The 19,906-nt window shown below is 68.9% G+C and carries 18 protein-coding genes and 2 pseudogenes; 15 read left to right on the top strand and 5 right to left on the bottom strand.

Annotated features, from left to right (window positions below):
* Positions 1 to 49: 49 nt before the first annotated feature.
* The 9 genes and pseudogenes from ACIBJF_RS39220 to ACIBJF_RS39180 all read left to right on the top strand — a co-directional run.
* Positions 50 to 406: pseudogene (locus ACIBJF_RS39220) on the top strand (IS5/IS1182 family transposase); the annotation flags it as partial.
* A 267-nt stretch (positions 407 to 673) separates the two neighbouring features.
* Positions 674 to 796, top strand: a complete 123-nt coding sequence (locus tag ACIBJF_RS39215; RefSeq protein WP_399181254.1) for a hypothetical protein — start codon at positions 674 to 676, stop codon at positions 794 to 796.
* Between the two features lie 160 nt (positions 797 to 956).
* Positions 957 to 1,277, top strand: coding sequence for a hypothetical protein (locus ACIBJF_RS39210; RefSeq protein ID WP_399181252.1), 321 nt, complete (start codon positions 957 to 959; stop codon positions 1,275 to 1,277).
* A gap of 78 nt (positions 1,278 to 1,355) precedes the next feature.
* Positions 1,356 to 1,493 (top strand): hypothetical protein, encoded by a 138-nt coding sequence (locus ACIBJF_RS39205; protein WP_399181250.1) that lies wholly within the window; start codon positions 1,356 to 1,358, stop codon positions 1,491 to 1,493.
* 625 nt (positions 1,494 to 2,118) lie between these two features.
* A complete protein-coding gene (locus ACIBJF_RS39200) occupies positions 2,119 to 4,500 on the top strand; it encodes a hypothetical protein (RefSeq protein ID WP_399181248.1) in 2,382 nt (793 codons plus the stop codon).
* Between the two features lie 137 nt (positions 4,501 to 4,637).
* A complete protein-coding gene (locus ACIBJF_RS39195; protein WP_399181247.1) occupies positions 4,638 to 6,551 on the top strand; it encodes a sialidase family protein in 1,914 nt (637 codons plus the stop codon).
* Between the two features lie 333 nt (positions 6,552 to 6,884).
* On the top strand, positions 6,885 to 8,486 hold the full coding sequence (locus tag ACIBJF_RS39190) for a hypothetical protein (protein ID WP_399181245.1): 1,602 nt from the start codon (positions 6,885 to 6,887) through the stop codon (positions 8,484 to 8,486).
* A 108-nt stretch (positions 8,487 to 8,594) separates the two neighbouring features.
* Entirely contained in the window at positions 8,595 to 9,008 is a 414-nt protein-coding gene (locus ACIBJF_RS39185; protein ID WP_399181243.1) for a hypothetical protein, read from the top strand.
* Between the two features lie 533 nt (positions 9,009 to 9,541).
* Entirely contained in the window at positions 9,542 to 9,688 is a 147-nt protein-coding gene (locus tag ACIBJF_RS39180; RefSeq protein ID WP_399181241.1) for a hypothetical protein, read from the top strand.
* An 80-nt stretch (positions 9,689 to 9,768) separates the two neighbouring features.
* On the opposite strand, the gene ACIBJF_RS39175 is transcribed toward ACIBJF_RS39180, so the two are convergent.
* The 3 genes from ACIBJF_RS39175 to ACIBJF_RS39165 form a co-directional block, all read right to left on the bottom strand.
* Positions 9,769 to 12,444, bottom strand: coding sequence for a glycosyl hydrolase (locus ACIBJF_RS39175; protein WP_399181239.1), 2,676 nt, complete (start codon positions 12,442 to 12,444; stop codon positions 9,769 to 9,771).
* A 151-nt stretch (positions 12,445 to 12,595) separates the two neighbouring features.
* Positions 12,596 to 13,018, bottom strand: coding sequence for a hypothetical protein (locus ACIBJF_RS39170; RefSeq protein WP_399181237.1), 423 nt, complete (start codon positions 13,016 to 13,018; stop codon positions 12,596 to 12,598).
* A 238-nt stretch (positions 13,019 to 13,256) separates the two neighbouring features.
* Positions 13,257 to 13,457 carry a hypothetical protein gene (locus ACIBJF_RS39165; RefSeq protein ID WP_399181235.1) on the bottom strand — a complete coding sequence of 67 codons (201 nt, stop codon included), beginning with the start codon at positions 13,455 to 13,457 and terminating at the stop codon, positions 13,257 to 13,259.
* Here ACIBJF_RS39165 and ACIBJF_RS39160 point away from each other — a divergent pair.
* The gene (locus ACIBJF_RS39160; RefSeq protein WP_399181233.1) at positions 13,447 to 13,797 is read left to right on the top strand and encodes a hypothetical protein; all 351 of its coding nucleotides are present in this window, start codon (positions 13,447 to 13,449) and stop codon (positions 13,795 to 13,797) included. The genes ACIBJF_RS39165 and ACIBJF_RS39160 overlap by 11 nt on opposite strands.
* Before the next feature lie 78 nt (positions 13,798 to 13,875).
* Here ACIBJF_RS39160 and ACIBJF_RS39155 read toward each other — a convergent pair whose 3' ends face one another.
* Complete coding sequence (locus ACIBJF_RS39155; RefSeq protein WP_399181231.1) at positions 13,876 to 15,156, bottom strand: MFS transporter; 1,281 nt, start codon at positions 15,154 to 15,156, stop codon at positions 13,876 to 13,878.
* A gap of 1,720 nt (positions 15,157 to 16,876) precedes the next feature.
* Between ACIBJF_RS39155 and ACIBJF_RS39150 the strand changes: the two genes are divergently transcribed.
* From ACIBJF_RS39150 to ACIBJF_RS39135, 4 genes and pseudogenes are all read left to right on the top strand, one after another.
* The gene (locus ACIBJF_RS39150) at positions 16,877 to 17,533 is read left to right on the top strand and encodes a YeeE/YedE thiosulfate transporter family protein (protein ID WP_399181229.1); all 657 of its coding nucleotides are present in this window, start codon (positions 16,877 to 16,879) and stop codon (positions 17,531 to 17,533) included.
* On the top strand, positions 17,533 to 17,949 hold the full coding sequence (locus tag ACIBJF_RS39145; RefSeq protein WP_399181227.1) for a YeeE/YedE thiosulfate transporter family protein: 417 nt from the start codon (positions 17,533 to 17,535) through the stop codon (positions 17,947 to 17,949). The genes ACIBJF_RS39150 and ACIBJF_RS39145 overlap by 1 nt, the downstream gene beginning before the upstream one ends.
* A 125-nt stretch (positions 17,950 to 18,074) precedes the next feature.
* Positions 18,075 to 18,641, top strand: coding sequence for a hypothetical protein (locus ACIBJF_RS39140; protein WP_399181225.1), 567 nt, complete (start codon positions 18,075 to 18,077; stop codon positions 18,639 to 18,641).
* 54 nt (positions 18,642 to 18,695) lie between these two features.
* Positions 18,696 to 18,989: pseudogene (locus ACIBJF_RS39135) on the top strand (RNA polymerase subunit sigma); the annotation flags it as partial.
* 8 nt (positions 18,990 to 18,997) lie between these two features.
* Here ACIBJF_RS39135 and ACIBJF_RS39130 read toward each other — a convergent pair.
* Positions 18,998 to 19,561: a hypothetical protein gene (locus tag ACIBJF_RS39130; RefSeq protein WP_399181268.1), complete on the bottom strand. Its 564-nt coding sequence runs from the start codon at positions 19,559 to 19,561 to the stop codon at positions 18,998 to 19,000.
* A 126-nt stretch (positions 19,562 to 19,687) separates the two neighbouring features.
* On the opposite strand from ACIBJF_RS39130, the gene ACIBJF_RS39125 reads away from it, so the two are divergent.
* Positions 19,688 to 19,903 carry a PepSY domain-containing protein gene (locus ACIBJF_RS39125; RefSeq protein WP_399181223.1) on the top strand — a complete coding sequence of 72 codons (216 nt, stop codon included), beginning with the start codon at positions 19,688 to 19,690 and terminating at the stop codon, positions 19,901 to 19,903.
* Positions 19,904 to 19,906: the final 3 nt, after the last annotated feature.

The raw sequence follows: 19,906 nt of genomic DNA, 5'->3' as shown, positions 1-19,906 counted from the left end.
CGATCTCTACGTGATTTCCGGCAGCGCACTCGCGGCCGAGCAGCCTGTGGGGTGCCAAAAGTCTCGGGTGCACCCTGAGTGCGGATTGTCGGATGTTAGGCCTGACTCCCCTCGGCGCTTCACCGACTGGTCGGCAGCCAGGGTATGGGCCAAGCTGCACCGCGTGGTGCTGGACCGTCTTGGCGCGAGTGGCGAGCTGGACTGGTCACGGTGTGCGATCGACTCGGTCAGTGTCCGGGCGGTCAAAGGGGGCCCTTGACCGACCGAATCCGACCGACGTGGGAAGCTCGGGTCGAAAATCCACGTCATCTGCGACCGGAACGGGCTGCCGATCTCGCCAGCACGGGTCGCCTCGCGGGGCTCAAGGAACAGCCGGCAAGGTTCGGTCCACCGACTGGACGGCTTCGGCAGCCATGACGCCCCGGCCGGAACTCCCGGGATCATGGTTTCGCGACGTCGCCGGGAAGTCCCGTCCGAGGCGCGGCCTACCACGCGACGAGGGGGGACATCGAGTCTGCCGCGGAGCTCGTCGACGGTCGTGCCGTACGTCTCCCGCACCATGGTTCCGAAGGGGCCGAGGTCGAAGACGGCGAGGTCCGTGTAGACGCGGCTGCAGCCGACTCCGGTGAGCTGGTCGGTGCACAGCGGCACCAGCTTGGGCTCGCCCTTCTTCGTGAAGGTATTGGAAAGGCTCCCGTCGTTCTTCGCCAAGCTGGAGATGGAGTCGGGGCACGGCCGGGCCGTCTTCGCGGATGTGGAGGAGTCGGAGGCCGACCTGGACCGGTTCCGATCGTAGGTGGCGAAGATCGAGGCCCGGGACTACTTCGGCGCTCCGCTGCCGAGCCTCACGGAACCCTTATCACAGCAAGTCTCCAGGCTCAGCAGCACCGCTGAGTCCGTGACGCCTTCCGGGTCCTCGCGTTCAGGTGACAGAGCTCCGCCGCTAGCTTTGGGACGTGGCACACGAGGAGGCAAGGCGGGTGGACGTGGTCCACCGTCCAGGGGATCCGCCAGCATCGCCGCTGCATGTACAGGTGGGTGACGAGGTCGCCATCACCTTGCACGGAACCGCCGCCTACGGTTGGACTCCGGTCGAGGTGGTCACGGGTCCCTTGACGGTGATCGAGTCGGAAGTGACCGACGGCACCGTACGGGCCACAGTCAGGGCGACCGGTGCTGGTAAGGCGGAGCTGCGATCGACGTCGTCGTTCCGCGGGGATCCGTTCGGGCCGCGGACGCGGCTTTGGCGGCTGCTGGTGGACGTCGAGCCGTCGTAGGCGAACGACCGTTGCGGGACAACGGTGAGAGTCAGTCGCCAGTCCCGCGAGGGTGGGCCGTGTCGGTCGGGAGTGTAGGTGTCGGCCGAGTTGAGTGTGGCGCTTCCCGCGCAGGCGGCGCGCGCAGTGGCGGAGCAGGTGCCGCCAGGCATGGTGTGGTCGTCGAGCACCGTGACGGTGTTCGGGTTCGAGCTCCGGACCGTCGCCCAGTTGTAGTCGGCCGACGACTTGAGGGTCATTCGGATCGTTGTGCCGACGTGGAGGCAGGCGGTGCGCAGGGGGTCGTCGGCTGGCGGGTAGAGCACTGTGACGGTACCGCTGAGGCACGGTCGGGCGGAACTGGAGGCGGGCGACCCGGCGGGGGTCGGGCTCCCGAGGAACGTCCGGGTCGAGGCGGGGGCCGAGGGGCTCTTCTTGGCGGGCGCGGTGACCCCGGTGCCCGATGTGCAGGCGGCGGCTGAAACGATGAGGGCGAGCACCACGAGTGAACGGGCGCCAGTGCGGCGGTGCCTCACGATGCCCCCAGGTGGAGTCGAGACAGTCCGAAGGTGGGACGCGGCTGTCGCTCGATCCGTTCCGTGGTCCGGTGGCTCTCGCTCTCCGGTTACGGGCGATACAGGGAAATCCCTTGCGCCGATACAGAGGAAACCCTGTGTTTTTACTGTGAGTTGACTGCCCCGCGTAAATTCTCGGTTGCTTCGCGCCACACCGGCTGCATCTCTCTTGTTGCATGACATGTCCGGTGCAACCATCCCGGATTGCGAACACGCGCTCCATCGGCGTGAACGTCCTTCTTCTCCCCACATGCCGGGCGATCTCCGGCTGGCCGAAAGGATGTTCCGTGCCCCGATCCAGACGCATGCGCGGCCGCATAGCCGCCCTCACCGCGATCCTGACCGCAGTTCCCGCCCTCTGGCTCGCCGCTCCCGCGGCCCAGGCCGACCCCACACCCCACACCGCGGCGGCCCACCACTCGGCCGACACCGGCCCCGCCGTCCGCCACGACACCTCCCCCACCCTGCGCTCCATGGCCGCACACGCCCACCACGGCCACCACGGCAAGAAGGAGCAGGACGACGATCCCGGCGAGGAACGGCTGCCCCACCCGCCCGCCTCCCCCATCCCCGACCCGGTCGTCCAGTCCAGCCCCGGTGGACCCTCCGCACCCTCGACGGGTACGAACTTCGAGGGCATCGGTGCCGGCAACTACTCGATCACCGGTGTCCCGCCGGACCCGAACGCCGCCGTCGGCTCCAGCCAGATCGTCGAGACCGTGAACACCGCCTACGCGGTGTACTCCAAGTCCGGGACAACGGTCCTGGCGCCGACCGACACCAGCACCCTCTGGTCCGGTTTCGGCGGCTCCTGCCAGTCCACCAACGACGGTGACGCGGTGGTCCGCTGGGACACCCTGGCCGGCCGCTGGGTGGTGACGCAGTTCGCCAACGTGTCCTCGGCCTCCGGCCCGTACTACGAGTGCGTGGCCGTGTCCACCAGCGCGGACGCGACGGGCAGCTACTACCGCTACTCGTTCCAGTACTCGAACTTCCCGGACTACCCGAAGCTTTCGGTGTGGCCGGACGCGTACTACGTCACGTACAACATGTTCACCGCCTCCGGCAGCTTCCTGAACGCCGAGGCGTGCGCGCTGAACCGGTCGGCCATGCTCACCGGCGCGAGTGCCACCCAGCAGTGCTTCACCACCTCGTCCTCCTACGGCGGCCTTCTCGGCGCCGACCTGGACGGCTCGACCGCGCCGCCGTCCGGGGAGCCGGAGCTGATGGTGGGCCTGGGTACCACGAGTACGACGCTGGCGTACTGGAAGTTCCACGTGGACTGGGCGACGACGTCCAACTCGACGTTCTCCGGCCCGTCCACGCTGACCGTCGCGTCGTACACCACCGCCTGCGGCAGCTCCGGCACCTGCGTCCCGCAGAGCGGGACCAGTCAGCAGCTCGACTCGCTGTCCGACCGGTTGATGTTCCGCCTGGCCTACCGCAACTTCGGCGACCACGAGTCCGTGGTCGTCAACCACGCGGTCACAGCGGGCAGTTCGGTGGGCGTGCGGTGGTACGAGCTGCGCATGTCCGGCGGCAACCCGACCGTGTACCAGCAGGGGACCTACGCACCCGACTCCACCTACCGGTGGATGGGCTCCATCACCGAGGACAAGGTCGGCAACATCGCCCTCGGCTACTCGCAGTCCTCCTCCTCGGTGCATCCGTCGATCCGCTACACCGGACGCCTGGCCGGGGACACGCTCGGCACGATGACGCAGGGCGAGGTCACCGCGATCACCGGCGGCGGCTCGCAGACCAGCTACAGCCGCTGGGGCGACTACACCTCGATGTCCGTGGACCCGACGGACGACTGCACATTCTGGTACACGAACGAGTACATCCCGGCCAACGGCAACTTCAACTGGCACACCAGGCTGGCCTCGTTCACCCTGCCCAACTGCGGCTCCACCGCGAGCAACGACTTCTCGATCGGCGTCAGCCCGGCCGCTTCCACTGTCGCAGCAGGCTCGTCGGCGACCACCACGGTCTCCACCACCGTCACCTCCGGCTCGGCACAGTCGGTGAGCCTGTCCGCGTCCGGGCTGCCCAGCGGGGCGAGCGCGAGCTTCAACCCGGCCTCGGTGACCGCGGGCGCCTCGTCCACGCTGACGGTGGCCACCTCCTCGTCGACCCCGGCGGGGACGTACAACATCACCGTCACCGGAACGGGCGCTTCCGCCACCCACACCGCGACCTACACGCTCACCGTGACCTCCGGCAGCGGCGGCGGGATCACCAACGGCGGCTTCGAGACAGGCAGCCTGTCCGGCTGGACCTCGACCGGGACCACCTCGGTGGTCAGCTCCGGCGCGCACAGCGGCACCTATGCCGCCCGGGCCGGCAGCACGTCGCCGACCAACGGTAACTCCTCGATCTCCCAGACGTTCACGGCCCCGTCCGGGACCAGCACGCTCGGCTTCTACTACAACGTGACCTGCCCGGACACGCTCACCTACGACTGGGCCACCGCCACGCTCAAGGACAACACCACCGGCACCACGACCACCGTGCTGGCCAAGACCTGCGTGTCATCCTCCGGCTGGATCCAGAAGACCGCCTCGGTCACGGCCGGGCACAGCTACACGCTCACGCTCATCAGCCATGACGACAACTACACGGGTGACGCCACGTACACCCGCTACGACGACGTGACCCTGTCCTGACCGGCGTCGGGCCAGAGATTCGGTTTCTGAAGCGTCGTGCCCGGGGCGGACCAGCGGACCTGCGCCGGTGGTCCGCCCCACCTCGAACGTCCTCGTCTGAGGGCATACACCCCCCATCGACGACAAGGGGTCTCCTCATGTCGCGCACTGCTGTCCGTAGATCCGTGGCGACCGCCACCACCGCCCTGCTGTCGTTAGGCGGTCTCCTTCTCGCGTCTCACCCGGCACTGGCCGATGTCTCCAACGGCGGCCTCGAATCCGGCAGTCTGACCGGCTGGACCTCCACCGGAACCACCTCCGTGGTCGGCTCCGGTGCCCACACGGGTGCGTACGCCGCCCGGGTCGGCGGCACCTCACCCACTAACGGCGACTCCTCGATCGCCCAGACCTTCGCGGCGCCCACCGGCGCCACCCAGCTTTCGTTCTGGTACAGCGTGACCTGTCCCGACACGCTCACCTACGACTGGGCCACGGCCACCCTGACCGACACCACGACCGGCACCACGACGACCGCACTGGCCAAGACCTGCACCAACGGCCGGGGCTGGAAGCAGGTCACGTCCTCTGTGACCGCCGGGCACAACTACACGCTCAAACTCGTCAGCCACGACGACGACTACACCGGCGACGCAACCTACACGCTCTACGACGACGTGGCCTTCACCACCGCCGCCCCGCCGCCGGGCCTGACCCAGGTCAGCACCGACCCGTTCACCAACACCTCCAGCCAGCACGCCACCGAACTGGAACCCGACACCTTCGCATACGGCAACACGATCGTCGCCTCCTCCCAGGTCGGCCGGTTCACCGACGGCGGCTCCTCCGACATCGGCTGGAACACCTCCACCGACGGCGGCACCACCTGGCAGCACGGCATGCTCCCCGGCATCACCTCCTACCAGGGCGGCACCTGGGCCCGCGTCTCCGACCCGGCCGTCGCCTACGACGCCAAGCACGGCACCTGGATGGTCGCCGGACTGGTCATCGACTCCAACGTCAACGGCGCCGGCGTCACCGTCAGCCGCTCCACGAACGGCACCAGCTGGCAGAACCCCGTCATGGCGGTCGGCAACGACAGCCAGGGCTACGACAAGGAATGGATCGTCTGCGACAACTCCGCCACCAGCCCCTACTACGGCACCTGCTACGTCGAGGTCGACGTCACCTCGTCCGGCAACGCGGTAGTGATGAGCCGCTCCACCGACGGCGGTGCCGCCTGGTCGACGCCGGTGGCACCGTCCGGAGGCCCGAGCGGCCTGGGCGGCCAGCCTCTCGTCCAGCCCAACGGCACTGTCGTGGTCCCCTACTCCGCCAACGGCAGCTCCGTCCGGGCATTCAACTCCACCAACGGCGGCTCCAGCTGGTCCTCCAGCACGCTGATCGCCAACGTCTCCAGCCACGGCGTGGCCGGCAACCTGCGCGACGGTGAGGGCCTGCCGTCCGCCGAGATCGACGGCTCCGGCAAGATCTACGTCGCCTGGCAGGACTGCCGCTTCCGCTCCGGCTGCCCGGCCAACGACATCGTCTACGCCACCTCCACCAACGGCACCAGCTGGTCCGCCGTGACCCGCGTCCCGATCGACACAACCACCAGCGGCGTCGACCACTTCATACCCGGCATCGGCATCGACCCAGCCACCTCCGGTGCGACGGCGAAGATCGGCCTCTACTACTACTTCTACCCCAACGCCAACTGCACTGCGCCCACATGTCAGTTGGAGGTCGGCTACATCTCCTCCGCCAACGGCGGCAGCACCTGGAGCAGCCCGACCACGGTCGCCGGCCCCATGTCCCTGTCCCAGATCGCCGACTCCACGCAGGGCAGAATGGTCGGCGACTACATCTCCACCTCCGTCATCAGCGGCAAGGCGGTCTCCACCTTCGCCGTCGGCAAGCCCCCGTCCAACGGGCAAGCCTTCGACGAGGCCCTCTACACCGCCGGCCCGCTCACCGTCACCGGCGGCAGCGCACGCTCCACCACCCACGGCGCGGCGACCGTAGCCGCACCGCATCGGTCCGCTGGGTCGGTGCCGTTGCCCGTCCGGCGCTGATCTCTCCCCTGTCCGCTCCGAGGTGCGTTCCGGTGTCCGCCGGAGCGCACCTCGGCCACGTGCTGGGGTGAGAACTTGGCTGTGATGCGCTGTTGCCACCCCACAGGCACCGTGACTACCGCCGTCGTGCGGGCCTGGTGATGCTCCAGTTTCCTTTCAAGGGAAGGGAATTCGGACCTATTTCGGTTCTTTTCCCATGGCTCTTGGTGGGCCCGTCACGGGTCGCTAGGTTCGCTGGCGTGCGACGGCAGTGCTCTGCCCAGCACGTGTGGGGGGAGTGGCGATCGATGCCGTCGTGCGTCCGATTCGTCCACCATCAAGGGGAGATTCCGCATGTCCGGTTCCATTCGCATACCCCTGGCCGGGGCCAGACGGCGAAGACTGTCCTTCTGGGCGGTCGTGCTCCTGATCCTGTCGTTCGGACTGGCGGGCATCGCGTCCACGCCGGCGTCCGCCGCCCCGCACGGTCAGGGCAACGCCGCCCAGGCGGCGACCAGCAGCGGTGCTCGGGTGACGGCTGCCGTCTCCGACAAGCCGCGTCAGTACACGGCCGAGGAGCTCGCCCAGCTCAACGCCCGGCTGTATGACGAGGACACCATGAGCAAGGGCAAGGCGGGGCCCAAGCCCCGGCACGCCCCGCTCGGTGCCGCACTCGCCAAGCCGTCCTCGGTACGGTCCTTCGCCACCACAGTCCGTGACAGCGCCATCCCGACGTCCGGGATATCGGGCGGCGCCTCGTACCTGTCGTCGACGCAAGAACCGAGCACCGACGCCAACGGCTCGAACATCTTCCAGACCGGCAACTGGTACGCCACCCGCTCCACCGACAACGGGGCGACCTGGTCCTACCTCGACCCGTACTCGCTGTTCGGGTCAGGGTTCTGCTGCGACCAGGTCACCCAGTACGATCCGGCGACCGGCCGGCAGTTCTGGCTGCTGCAGTTCAGCGACCACCTCGTGATCGCCAACGCCTCGGCCTCCGGCTCGGGCGCGTACACCGGCTGGTGCTACTGGAACATCACCCCCAGCTGGATGGGTCTGGCGAACACCACGGCGCTGGACTTCAACGACATGTCCATCAGCAACAGCAACGTCAACATCTCCACCAACTTCTTCCCGAGCGGCGGAGGAAGCGGTGCCGGGCTGCTACGACTACCGAAGAGTCCGATGAGCACCTGCAGCGGGTTCAGCTACAGCTACCTGACCCGCACGGACAACCTCACCTTCAAGCTGGTGCCCGGCTCCACCGACACCCTCTACTGGGGCAGCAACTGGGGCCAGACCAACGGCAGCTCCTTCCGCGTGTTCGCGTGGCCGGAGAACTCCGGGAACTACTCCTGGTGGGACCGCACCGTCCCGTCGTACGGCTTCTACACCCGCAACAGCGGACAGAACTGCGCCAGCACCGACGGCGTGGTGACCAACTGGTGTCAGTACGCCGACTCCCGCGTCCTCGGCGCCTACCGGACCGCCGGACTCATCGGCTTCTCCTTCAACTCCAAGCAGGACGGCAGCCACCCGTTCCCCTACACCCGGTTCGTCTGGTTCAACGAGTCCGACAAGAACCTCAACGGCTCCGGTGACCTGTGGGGCAGCTGGGGCGCAATCCAGTTCGCCTCGCTCGCACCCAACTCGCTCGGCCGGGTGGGCCTGGAATTCGCCTGGGGCGGCGGCTCCGCCGGCGCCCACTACTACCCCGGCAGCGGCATCAACTCCCAGCCCGCCAACGCCATCGACACCAGCCCGAACTACTACCTGTGGGGTGCCGGCAATACCTGCACCTACGCGGGCCTGCCCCGCTGGGGCGACTACCTCACCGTCCGCACCTACCAGGCCGACCCGACCCGCTGGGTCGCCGCCGGCTATGCGATGAAGGGCGGAAACTGCGGCGCCACCGGGGCCTACCCAGAGCCGCACAACGTTCTGTTCTCCTAGCATCACCCGCAGCAAGCGATCCGGGGGCCGGACGAAGAACCGTCTCCGCCCGGCCTTCCGGGCCTACCCGCAGAGGAACCGACCAGCACCGTGGGCAGTCCAACCCTTATGAAGAGCCACCTTCGGACCGCGCTCGCCGCCCTGACGCTCGCCGCCGCGGTCTTGGCCGCCGGGTGCAGGATCTCTCACGGTGCCGGTTCGCCAGGCGCGTCCCACTCCGGGATCAAGGGCCGCACCATGGTCGACGGCGGCTGCCCGGTGGTCCGCGAGGAGAGCCCCTGTCCAGACCGGCCTCTGAGCGCCCGGCTGACCATCACCAGCGGCGACCCAGAACGGACGGTCGCCGAGACCACCAGCGACACCGACGGCCATTTCCGTGTCGCGCTGCCGCCAGGCACCTACACCGTCCGCCCCGCCAACCTCACCGGGGCCGTCGCCCCGATCGCCCAACCGGTGTCCGTCACCGTCACGAGCGGGCGGTTCACCACGATCGTCATCCCCTTCGACTCGGGCATCCGCTGAAGCCCTCCGCTGCTCGTCGGGTGCTGCGGGAACCGGACGGCGGACGAGGACGTCGCAGTGACATCCGGTGGTGCGAAGGAGTGGTCATGATGATGGAGGACTGTAGACGCGGTCGAGGATCCTGGCCCTCGCTCGCGGCCGCCGTGGTTGCGCTGTCCTGTCTGCTGACCGCCTGCGGAGGCAGCGGCGGCGACTCGGAGGCCGGCTCGGCACCGCCGCGCCCTTCCGCGAGTCCACCCGCCGCTACTCCCTCGGAGGGCGACCCCAGCGCGCCTGGATCCCCCAGCCCGCCGTCCGTAACAAGGTCGGCGACACCACCGTCGTCGCCGTCGACACGAGCCCCGTCTGCTCATGGGACGGCCTCCGCGTCACCAGGGTGCGTCGCGGGATCCGCCACTGTCGCCCACGGCCCCGGCGACACCTCCGTCCATGCCCTGTGTGTGCGGTCCGACGCGACGGTGACCGTCGTTCTGAAACCACGTGCCCAGGGCCCCTGGCCGCGGCCGCGTAGCAGCAACCCGATGCTGGCGCTGGTGACCTCGTCCGCCACCGAAAGCAGGGGCGTCACCCGGGTCACGGTGCGTGCCGCGCGCATCGGGGCGGTGACCGTGACCTGGGGGCCCGAGAGCGCGCCGCTCTTCACGCTGCGGCTGAGTGTGGCGGCGTATCCGGTGCAGTGAACCCGAACGCCAGACGGCCGGTGAGCCCCCGGGACTGGGGTTCGCACCGGCCGTCCGTACGGCGGGCCGTACCGGTCGGATCAGTCCCTACGGCCCTTGAGGCGCCGTACGTCGAAGGACCAGATGCCGCGTCCGTGGGTGGCGGCGTACAGCTTGCCGTCAGGGCCGAGGCGCAGCTGCACCACGGCCGTGGTGGGCAGGTTGTGCCCCAGGACCAGCCACTTGGTGGCGCCGGCGGGGCGGTAGAAGGTGGCCAGGTCGGTGCCGAGGGCGAGGCCGCCGTTCGGCAGGAGCTTGACCGTGTCGGCGGGGACGTCGGGCAGGTTGGCGGAGATGTCCGTCCAGCTCGCGCCGCCGTCCTTGGACTCGAAGACGTGGCCCACGCCCGCGCCCGGGCCCTCGGTGAAGCGACGGGAGAAGCCGTTGATCGCCACGTACACGTGCTGGGCGTTGGCCGGGTCGATCTCGAAGCCGGAAACGTACCGGTTGGGGATGGTGCCGTCGACCGGGAGGTTGAGCTGGTGCCAGCCGGTGCCGTCGGCGTCGCCGACCGCGATACCCCGGGTGAAGCCCTGGTTGTTGCAGGGGCCGCACCAGCCGACGTACACGGTGCCACCCGAAGACGCGACGGCAGTGGCCACGTGGCCCTCGCCGAGGTCGTAGGCGTTCGTCCACTCCTTGCCGGAGCGGATCGCGAAGCCCTTGGTGTTCACCCACACGTGCCGGCCACCCGCGATCCAGGTGTTGGTGTCCTTGCCGTCGGCGGTGATCGGCGCGATGAAGCGGGCGCCCGCACCGCCCAGGTCCTTGTCCGGCGGGGCGACCTCGTACTCGGTGGCCTTGGTCGGGTCCGTCGACCAGGAACCGTCGTTCACGCCACAGTTCTGGGTGACCCACATGTCGAGGTAGACGTACTCGGCGGCGATGTTGCAGCCGTTGGCGGGGTCGGCGATGGTGTCACCGCCGTCGCCGCCGAAATTGGAGCCCATGACCTTGTCGTGGCCGCGCAGGATCGACTGGCCGTTGTCCTGCAGACCGCCGGTGACGGAGACGCCACCCCGGTCGAGGTCCTTGCCGACCCCCACGGAGTAGTACTGGAGGGTATCGAGAGTGCCGTCGCTCAGAGACTGCCAGTCCTTGGCGTGGCCGCCGGAGTCGACGGCGCCGTTCAGCGGACGGCGGTAGATGCCGCCGTCGTTGCCGACGTACGCCCACGTCTTGCCCTTGTAGTTGCCGATCGCGACCGCGTGCTGGTCGGAGTGGGTCGTGGGCGAGCAGTCACCGGTCTGCTTGTCCGGGTCAATGCTCCAGCAGGGGAACGGGAAGTTCCAGTAGGGGCCCGGCACGGTCCAGCTCTGGCCGCCGTTCTTGGTCTCGAAGACCTCTTCCAGACCGAGGTAGACGTGGTCGGCGTTGACCGGGTCGACCTGGAGGAACTGGTTGTACCAGGACTGGATGCCGGGCATGTAGCCAGCGCTCTGCAGAGCGGAGCCGGACGCCTTCAACTTGGTGTAGTCCGCGATCTGCGTCCATGACCCGAACGGCGAGCCGTTCTTCGACACATACACGCCCTTCAGCCCGCTGTCCGGATTGGCCGCCATCTGCGCCGGCGACTGGTCGATGGCGTACAGACGCGAGCCGTCGGCCGCCGCGGCGAACGTCATGTTGCCGACGTCGGCACTGCTGGTCGGCAGGTCACCGAGCCCGCTGACCGGCTTCCAGCTGCCGTCGTCCTGCCTGGCGTACAGCCCGTTGTAGGTGTCACCGCCGCGCCAGCCCACCGCGAGCAGGACCTTGTCCGGGTCCTTGGGGTCGACGGCGATGTCGTTGGCGATGTTCTTGTACGGCGCGCTCGGGTCGTCCGCCTTCGAACCCCCCGGCAGATAGTCCGGGTTGGGGGCGAACTCGTGCTTCCAGGGGCCGGACAGGGTGGTCCTGGAGTGCGACCAGACGCCGGTGCTGGTGGCCGCCCACACCTTGGTACCGGCGAAGCGCAGCGCGTGGATGACGGTGGACTCCAGTTCGGCACCGCCCACGCGATCGCCGGGCTGGAACTTCCCGTGGCGCGGGTCCTTCAGGACGTACACGCCCGTGCCCACGAAGGACGTCGCCCCGGTGTTGGACTCACCGGTCGCGTACCAGAGCCGGTTCTGGCCGTCGAGGTTGAGGGTGCCGGTCGACAGGGACGGCAGCTTGTCGGCGATGGGCTTCCAGTGTCCGCCGCCGGTCGTCGAGCGGAAGACACCGCCGTTGGCGCCGCCCGCGTACACATAGCCCTGGTCATCGGCGGCGATGCCGGTGATCCGGCCGGTCACATAGCCCGCGCCGCCGCTCGAGTTGGAGTTCACATCGCGGTAGCGGGGGTCGTCGGAGTTGTACGCCCTCTTGGTGACGTGGTCCCAACTGCCGCTCGAGTGCTTCATCGACTGCAGCTGCTGCCAGGCCGCCCCGTAGGCGCCAGGCGCGACCACGCCGGGCGCGGTGCGGGCCTCGGTGAACTGGGCTGTCGCTTCGGCGGAGTTCTCCGCCTCGTCGGCGCCGTCGTCATCGCCGCCCTCCGCGGCGAACGCGGACATGCCGTGGCCCGCGTGCACCGCCTTCATGTGCTCGCGGCCGATGGCGACCTGGTGGCGCGCCTGCCAGGGCCGCGGTCTGGTGTTGTTCGGCGCCGCGAACGACTGGGTGCTTACCAGTCCGAACGCGGCCGCTACGACGGTGCAGGTTATGAACCGTCGCTGGTGCTTCGGGGGCAACATGCCCGCTCCTCCCTGCGACGGGCGTATGGGGGTGCCCGGCGCAGGACGGATCTTGGCGTGACCACAACAGTCACAGAAAGGACCCACAGGAAAAAATGGCGCGGTGTTTACCTTCTGACTCACATGGCCCCGAAATTCCCCCTGACCGCAGCTATTTGGGGCCGTAGATGGTGACGTGAGCAACCTCGGTCCCGTGCTGAGTCGACCAGGCCGACGCCCCACCCGCACGGACGACGGTGAAGGTGAGGTCACGCTTGCCCGGCAGCATCTTGTCGAGCGGAATGGTCACCGTGCCGGTGGGTCCCTTGATCGGGAGATCCAGGCTGTACGAGCCCGAGCCGCCGAGTGTCAGGCGCAGCCGGTATCCGGCTGAGGCGGTGAAGTGCGCGCCGGTGATGTTGTAGCCGATCGTGGCAGGCAGGCTGATCGTCGCTCCGGCGTGCAGTGTGGTGATGCTGAGTTCAGGGGTTGTCGTGGTCCGCGACGGTCCAGCCGTGCCCGGTGTCGCTGTGTCCAGAGGCGTCGTATGCGTTGCCGACGGCTCCGCTTCTGTTGCCGACTGCGTGGGGGTCATAGTCGTACGGGAAGGGGTCGGCCCCGCAGAATTGCCGCCGCCAGAGGAGCAGCCGACGAGCAGAAGTGCGGCGGCGGCAGCGAACGTAACGGCCGTGGGCTGAAGTTGGCGGCGGGCAGGCATCGGTTCCTCTCGTCCGGCCTCACATGGGGTGCCGGACCACGTGGTGTTGTCGGTTCGACGTGGGGGTGGTGCCCGGCGTTCCGCTGCTGGGCACCACCCCCACGCACGCGTGGGCTCAGAGGCAGTTCTGCGCGTCGCTGGTGGCGGAGCCGACGACGACGTCGACCAGTCCGCCGGCGGCGAGGTGGACGGCGTTCACGGTCAGGCCGAAGTCCGCTCCGGGAACTGGTGTCTGTTCATACGCCGACGACCTGCGCCGCACCATCCGCCTCGCCGGCCTGCTCGGGGTGAAGCACGTCGTCACCATGTCCGGCACGCCGGGCTCCGACCCCGACGCCAAGTACCCCTCCTGGGTCGTCAACCGCTGGGACGGCGTCTACATGGATGTGCTGGACTACCAGTGGGGCGTGGCCGTCGCGTTCTGGAAGGAGATCGACGCCCTCGCCTGCGAGAACGACGTCCGCGTCGCCATCGAGATGCACCCGCACCACCTCGTCTTCTCCCCCGTCACGCTGAAGCGGCTGGTCGACGAGGGCGGCCTGACCAACGCCGGTGCCGAGATGCACCCCTCGCAGTGTGTCCTCGGGGCCATGGTCGGGCGGTGCGTGGCCACTGCGCGAAGGGCAGTGAGCAGCAGCTATACGTGGCATCTGTAGCTGGGGGTGGCTTCAGTCGGCTGTTTTGCCGGGATCCTGGACCGGCTGCCATAAGTACTGGGACTGCTGATGGCCGGGTCAGGCCTCGTGGCGGGCTGACGATGTCCTGGCTCGGAGGATCGGGTCGTTTCGCAGGCGTAGGAAGGTGACGAGTAGAGCGAGCGCCTGCACCACGGCGCACGCCCCGATGAGGCCGTCCAGGTACGGCGGCGGGGTGAGGGCGAGCAGCACACCCGCGACGGGGAAGGGCAGCAGCAGGAGCAGAATGGTCAGGGAAAGGGTCGTGCCGAAGGCCGCGGGTGGGATGACCTGCGAGCGGAGGGTGCGCAGGACGACGGTAAGTCCTCCGTCAGCGGCCATGAAGAGGGCCACGAGGGTCACGTAGCCGATGTAGGAAGGGGCCTGGGGCACGGCGAGGCAGGCGGCAGCCGCGACGGTTGCGCTGATGACCCCGACCCCCCACAGGCCGAGCCGGTCGAGGCCCGCCCGGCAGCAGGCGACCGCGGCCAAGGTGAGGGCAGCGGCGATGGACCAAAGCGCGCCGGCGGCGGCCGGGGACTGGCCGAAGCGGTCCTCCACCAAGATGGGGCTGGCCGATTGCAGCAGTCCGAGCATGAGGTTGGAGCAGGCCAGTCCGGCCACCAGCCGTCGCAGGGACGGCAGCAAGCGCAACGTCTGCCATCCTTCCCGCAGGCCGCCGCCCGGCGCCGGTCCACCATGGCGTGCGGCACGCAGAGGGGTGGGCGGGGTCTGCAGGGCGAGTGCGGCGGACAAGAAAGACAGCACGCTCAGGCACGCCAGCATGAGGGCCGGGCCGGTGAGCAGCAGAACACCGCCCAGAGCCGGGCCGATGACGGTGGCCGTCTGGTCGATGCCGATCAGCACCGACTGCACCTTGTGGGCCTGCCTGTCGGTGCGGCGGCTGACGATGGCGCCGACCGCCTCGTTGGCGATGAAGCTGAACTGTGTCAGCGCCCCGGTCACGGCGGCCAGTGCCATGACGGTGACGGTCTCGACCGTACCCGGCGACAGTGCGATCAGCGCGGCAGCGGCGCCCGCCACCAGCAGGGCGCGGGCGAGCGAGGCGAGGAAGGACACGATCGCCGCGCCGCTGCGGTCCACCAGGGCGCCGGCGAAGCCGAAGGCGGCCACCCGAGGTATCCACTCCAGCGCGAAGGCCAGGCCGGTCAGGGACGCGGAACCGGTGGTGGCCAGTACGACGAGCGGCATGGCATAGGTCGACATGGAGTAGGCGAGGGCATCGCAGACGCGTGGTGCGTAGATCTGCCGGAACAGGCTGCCTGTGGGCATGGCAGCGTGCCGGCCGGCTGGTTGGACCTCGTGCAAGGAGACGGTCACGACGTGGGGGGCCTTCACTGGGCGGGCATGGACGGACGGCTGGGACGTGGGCCGCTGCTCACGCCGAGGAGAACGTCACAGTCACCCAAACCATGGGCACGGCATAACAGTGCACGTGAACTCCGTTCGAAACGCTGCGAGGTGAACAGGGGGCGGGCCCCACCGCGGGGGGCGTAAACGGGCCCCGCCCCTGACTTGGCGCTACCCGCGTAACTCCCTTGGACTGCAAGCGGCGTGATCCACCAGGGGTCACTCTGTTCAGCGCACTCCAGGTCCTGCGCGTCACGGGTGGCGGCGCACCTTTACAAGATCACCTCTGAACCGGGATCGCCTACTTCACATGTGGTCGCGGCAGGGCACTCAGGCCAGCCAAGGGGCGGTCAGATCTACCAGGAGTTCCCGCTCGTTGGGATCTGCATGGATGGTTCCGGTTCATGCCGGCGTTTTCGCCCAAGTGAGGAGCCGGGCCCACCAGCCATCCCGCGATCGGCCCGGTGAACTGTCTGGGCGCCGAGGAATACGCGTGCGTCGCGCCGGCTCACCCGGTCTGACCGGCACCGTCCCCGATCGAGTCATCTCTTCCGCTGCGCGTGCACGGCTGCGCTCCTCCGACTCGCACATGCACCGCTGAGGCGTTGGCACGCCAGCGAGCACTTGCTCTACATGTTTCCCGCAGCCCTCATAGGTCAGCTTTCCGCACGACGGACAGACAGCACGTTGGCACATGATTCCCCTCACAGCGTCTTCATCTGCGACCTGCAAAATCGACAGTGTCGCCACAATCAAATTCACAATTCCGCCACAATGGCGCTCATATTTGCACCGGCTTCACAAGCAACTGACTCGCGGTCGGCGCGAGGGCTGATCCTGAGATCCAACAACGCCCCAAGTGACCTCCTGCCATGGTGGCGAAAATCCCGACATGCGCGACAAAAGTGCGTAAGTGCCGTGCGACGCACCTCACTTGGTGATGTCAAGTCGTCACGCTTGGAATCCTCCTTTTGGGTTTGCTTGGGACGCCGAACCAATGGTTCCATCACGCCCGGTCGGAGAATGGAGGAACGGTTCCGTAGTGTGACAGGCCGTCATCGCGTCGCTTTGAGATCGTCGACCGGGCGCGGCGAGGGCAAGATTTCGAGAACGGCAACCGCCCTCACCGAATGGGTGGTGTGGGCCGCTCGGAAGGGAGCAACGTGGGTTGCTCGCACGCCGTAGGATGCCCCCTTTTCCCTTTGCTCAGAGGGAGCTTGCAAGGTTGGCGCAGCTACTACTGTGACACGGAGGATCGGTGGCTCGGCTGCGCGCGCTACCAGATGTCGCTCACCGGTGAGCGTGTGCCGATCAGTCTGCTGCCCAACGGGGCCCGCGCACGGCACCTCGAAGACGTGGCCACCGGCGCGGACCGATCCGCCGCCGACCCGGAGCAGACACCCCAGCAGGCCCCGCCTCCACGGCACGATCCGTGGTCAGCGCAGAGCGCCTCTTGGCCGCAGCCAGCGACGGCCCAGCCACCTCAGCCGCATGTACCCGCGACCGCGGCACCAGAGACCGTGGCTCAGTTCGGGGCGGTATCTCCGCCGATACAGGTCTCACATCACCAACCGTCATCCCCCCTACAGACGCCCCAACCTCATCACCGCCCCTCTCGTCACGCGCGGCAGGCGCCCGGCTCGAAGCGCGGCTGGTGGGCTCGATTCACCGAATGGATGGGAGGCCCCGCATGAGTGGCTACTGGCCCTGGTGGGCCGGCGCTGCCGGGCTCGCTCTGATCACCATCAACTACGCCCTCGCCACGGACCGGTCTTTCGGGGTGTCGTCCGCGTGGGATCGCGTGTTGCACTGGCGCAGGGAGCGCCTCCTGGAGCGGATGGACGAGGAGTTCACCGACGAGCGCGCTCTGGCTGACGCTCTCGCCGCAGCTACGGCGGAGCACTTCGGCACCAGCCCCGCCACGCCCACCGTGCCGCCGCTCACGCACGAGACGTCACAACTGCTCGAGACGGGCCTCGAACCGACGGTGCGTGAGGACACGTCCGCCACGAGCCCGGGCCCGGCCCCGCTGGTCACCCAGGCCGCCCTGTTGGTGTCGATTTTCTTCGGCGGATTGATTGCTGCGGTCACCTCCGGGCGGTTCCACCTCCGCCTCGACATGGGACCGGGATTCAGGAACGTGGTCACCGCGAATCCGATCACCATGATCGTCCTGCTGTTCGCCGGAGGCGTGCTGGTCGGCTTCGGCACCCGGCTGGCCGGTGGGTGCAGCTCCGGCCACGGACTCAACGGCTGCGGCCGTCTGCGCCCGGTCAGCCTCGTCGCTACCGCCGTGTTCTTCGGCACCGCCGTCGCGGTGTCGTTCCTGCTGTGGAAGGTGATCTGATGCGTACTCGGGGCGCGATACTGGTGGCCAACATCATCACCGGCCTCACCCTCGGCTATACCGTCTCCAACATCGGATTCGGCGACTACGCCGAGTTGAACCGCATGTTCACCTTCCAAGACCTGCGCATGCTCCTCTCGTTCGCCGGCGCCGTCGTGATCATCGTGTGCGCATTCGCTCTGCTGCGGGTCCGCCGCACCCCGGGGCGCATCCACGCCGGCGTGATCCCCGGTGCAGTGCTGTTCGGTACGGGCTGGGCGATCTCCGGAGGGTGCCCGGCCATCCCGATCGTCCAGGTCGCCGGCGGATACCTGCCCGCCCTGGTCACCATCGTCGGGGTCACCGTCGGTATGCGGCTGTGCCGCTGGGCCAACGCCCGCTACTTCCACCTGGACCGCGGCTCCTGCGGGCTGTAACCACTGTGCCTCAGCTGACCATGCCTGTATCCGGCCGTTCGGGGTAGCGCGAGTTCCGGAAGTTCGCGGGCCGGTCAGCCCGTGAGTCACGGCCCCGGCCGCCGGAAGGAGAGGAGGCAGAGCGCATGAGTTCCTGCGACCAATTTCAAGTCCTGCTGCGCCGCATCGGCCGGTGGTGGGCCGTCGACATTCCCCGCCTCGACCTACACACTCAATGCCGCACTCTTGAGGGTGCGGAGGAGCTGGCGCGCGGCCTGGTCGCCGAAGCCGTCGGGGCCCCTCCTGACCTGATCGTCCTGAACATGGTGGTGCCCGAACTCGAGCCTGTGCTTACTCCGGTGGCCGAAGCACGGCACCGCCGGGCGGCCGCGGTCGCCGCCGAGGACCAGGCGATCGCCGCCGCTGTTCACGAGCTCGTGGACAAGCTGCACGTCAGTCAAGGTGACGCCGCGCGTCTGCTCGGCATGCCCACAAGCGAAGTGGCCCACTTCACGCCACAACGCGGCACAGCGACCCCCGGCACACGGCAAAACGCAGGGCAGCAGCGCACCCCCGGGCCCGCGCCCAGTCCGCCGCGACCGGGCGCCGCCGTACCCGTGTCCGGCTCGCGTCCCGGCCTGCCACGGCGGCAACGGCAGACGGCCTCGCCCGCCTGGGCGATTCCGGACGACGGCGCTGCAGGCCGAGGCTGACAGGGCTTCCCCACCAGCAGGCATGCGGACGCCGAGGACGCCGTGCACGAGGCGATGCTGCGGGCCGCGGAACGCCCGGACCTCGACGACGAGCGGCTCGGCGCCTGGCTGACGACGGTGACCATGCGGCTGTGCGTCGACCGGGACCGGCAGGTCCACCGCGAGGCCGAGGTGGGCAGCCGCCCTACCCTCCTCGCGCCGGGCCCGGTACCGGTCGAGGAGGTGGTGTGCGACCGGGCCGAGGCGAAGTGGCTCGCCGTGCGCAGCGGGGAGCTGCCCGCGCGGCAGGCGGAGGCGCTGCGGCTGAAGTCCGAGGACCTGGACGTGAGCCAGGTCGCGGTGCGGATGGGACTCAGCTACCGGACCGTCGAGTCGCTGCTCGCCCGGGCCCGGCGGACCCTGCGCGCCTCGCTGGCCGGGACGCTTGGGCTGGTGCTGCTCCTGATCAGACGCGGGCGGCTGCGCGGGGGCGGCAATGCCCATGCGGTCGCGGTCACCTCGACGGCGGCGACCCTGGCGGTGGCGGGATTCGTGCTGCCGTACGCGCTCGGCGCGGGCGGATACTGGAACAATCCGGCGCCGCGACCGGCTGCGTCCAGCGACGCGCAGGCCCTGCGCAGCCAGGCCACGGGCCGCGGGCGTGCCCCTGGGACGCCCAGTCCCTCGCACCCGGCGCCCGGGGCCTGGGGCCGGGCGCTCTCACCCACCTTGGGAACGTCCCTGCCGGACGTGTCGGCGTCGCCGCTCCCGGAGCTGCCGGCGCCGCAGGTCCCACAGGTACCCGAGGTGCCGAAGGTGGCGCGCCTGCCGATCGCCGCGCCGGGCCTGCCGACGAAGTCGGCCGCCTCGTCGGTCCCGTCGCCCAGAACGGCAAGCCGGTCTGGAAGGTCGACGTCACCGATTCCAAGGGCACCGAGCACGAGGTCACCGTCAACGGCACCGACGGCAAGGTCACCGCGACCAAGGCCGACCGGGACAACGACTCCGACGACCGCAGCGGTGACGCCGCCCTCGCCAAGTAGGCCAGGACCGACCTGGTCAAGGCCGTGGACGCCGCCCTCGCCAAGGTCAAGGGCACCGCGACCTCCGCCGGCCTGGAGAACGACCACGACAAGACCACCGCCTGGCACGTGGACGTGACGGACACCAAGGGCAAGGACCACGAGGTCACCGTCGACGCGGCCAACGGCAAGGTCACGGCCGCCAAGACCGACGACGACAACGACCACGGCAACGACTCCGGCGACCACGACGAGGACTGACGG

This window comes from Streptomyces sp. NPDC050743, from assembly GCF_044456925.1.
GTDB lineage: Bacteria > Actinomycetota > Actinomycetes > Streptomycetales > Streptomycetaceae > Streptomyces.
Note: the sequence above shows the minus strand (reverse complement) of the source record. Positions and strands in the feature narration are given on the sequence as shown.

Excerpts from the sequence above, each read along its gene's own strand:
- ACIBJF_RS39160 (WP_399181233.1), top strand. The coding sequence starts at position 13,447 with ATGTCCGGCACGCCGGGCTCCGACCCCGACGCCAAGTACCCCTCCTGG.
- ACIBJF_RS39185 (WP_399181243.1), top strand. The coding sequence starts at position 8,595 with ATGAAGAGCCACCTTCGGACCGCGCTCGCCGCCCTGACGCTCGCCGCC.
- ACIBJF_RS39175 (WP_399181239.1), bottom strand. The coding sequence starts at position 12,444 with ATGTTGCCCCCGAAGCACCAGCGACGGTTCATAACCTGCACCGTCGTA.
- ACIBJF_RS39140 (WP_399181225.1), top strand. The coding sequence starts at position 18,075 with ATGAGTTCCTGCGACCAATTTCAAGTCCTGCTGCGCCGCATCGGCCGG.
- ACIBJF_RS39170 (WP_399181237.1), bottom strand. The coding sequence starts at position 13,018 with ATGACCCCCACGCAGTCGGCAACAGAAGCGGAGCCGTCGGCAACGCAT.
- ACIBJF_RS39190 (WP_399181245.1), top strand. The coding sequence starts at position 6,885 with ATGTCCGGTTCCATTCGCATACCCCTGGCCGGGGCCAGACGGCGAAGA.
- ACIBJF_RS39195 (WP_399181247.1), top strand. The coding sequence starts at position 4,638 with ATGTCGCGCACTGCTGTCCGTAGATCCGTGGCGACCGCCACCACCGCC.
- ACIBJF_RS39150 (WP_399181229.1), top strand. The coding sequence starts at position 16,877 with ATGAGTGGCTACTGGCCCTGGTGGGCCGGCGCTGCCGGGCTCGCTCTG.
- ACIBJF_RS39145 (WP_399181227.1), top strand. The coding sequence starts at position 17,533 with ATGCGTACTCGGGGCGCGATACTGGTGGCCAACATCATCACCGGCCTC.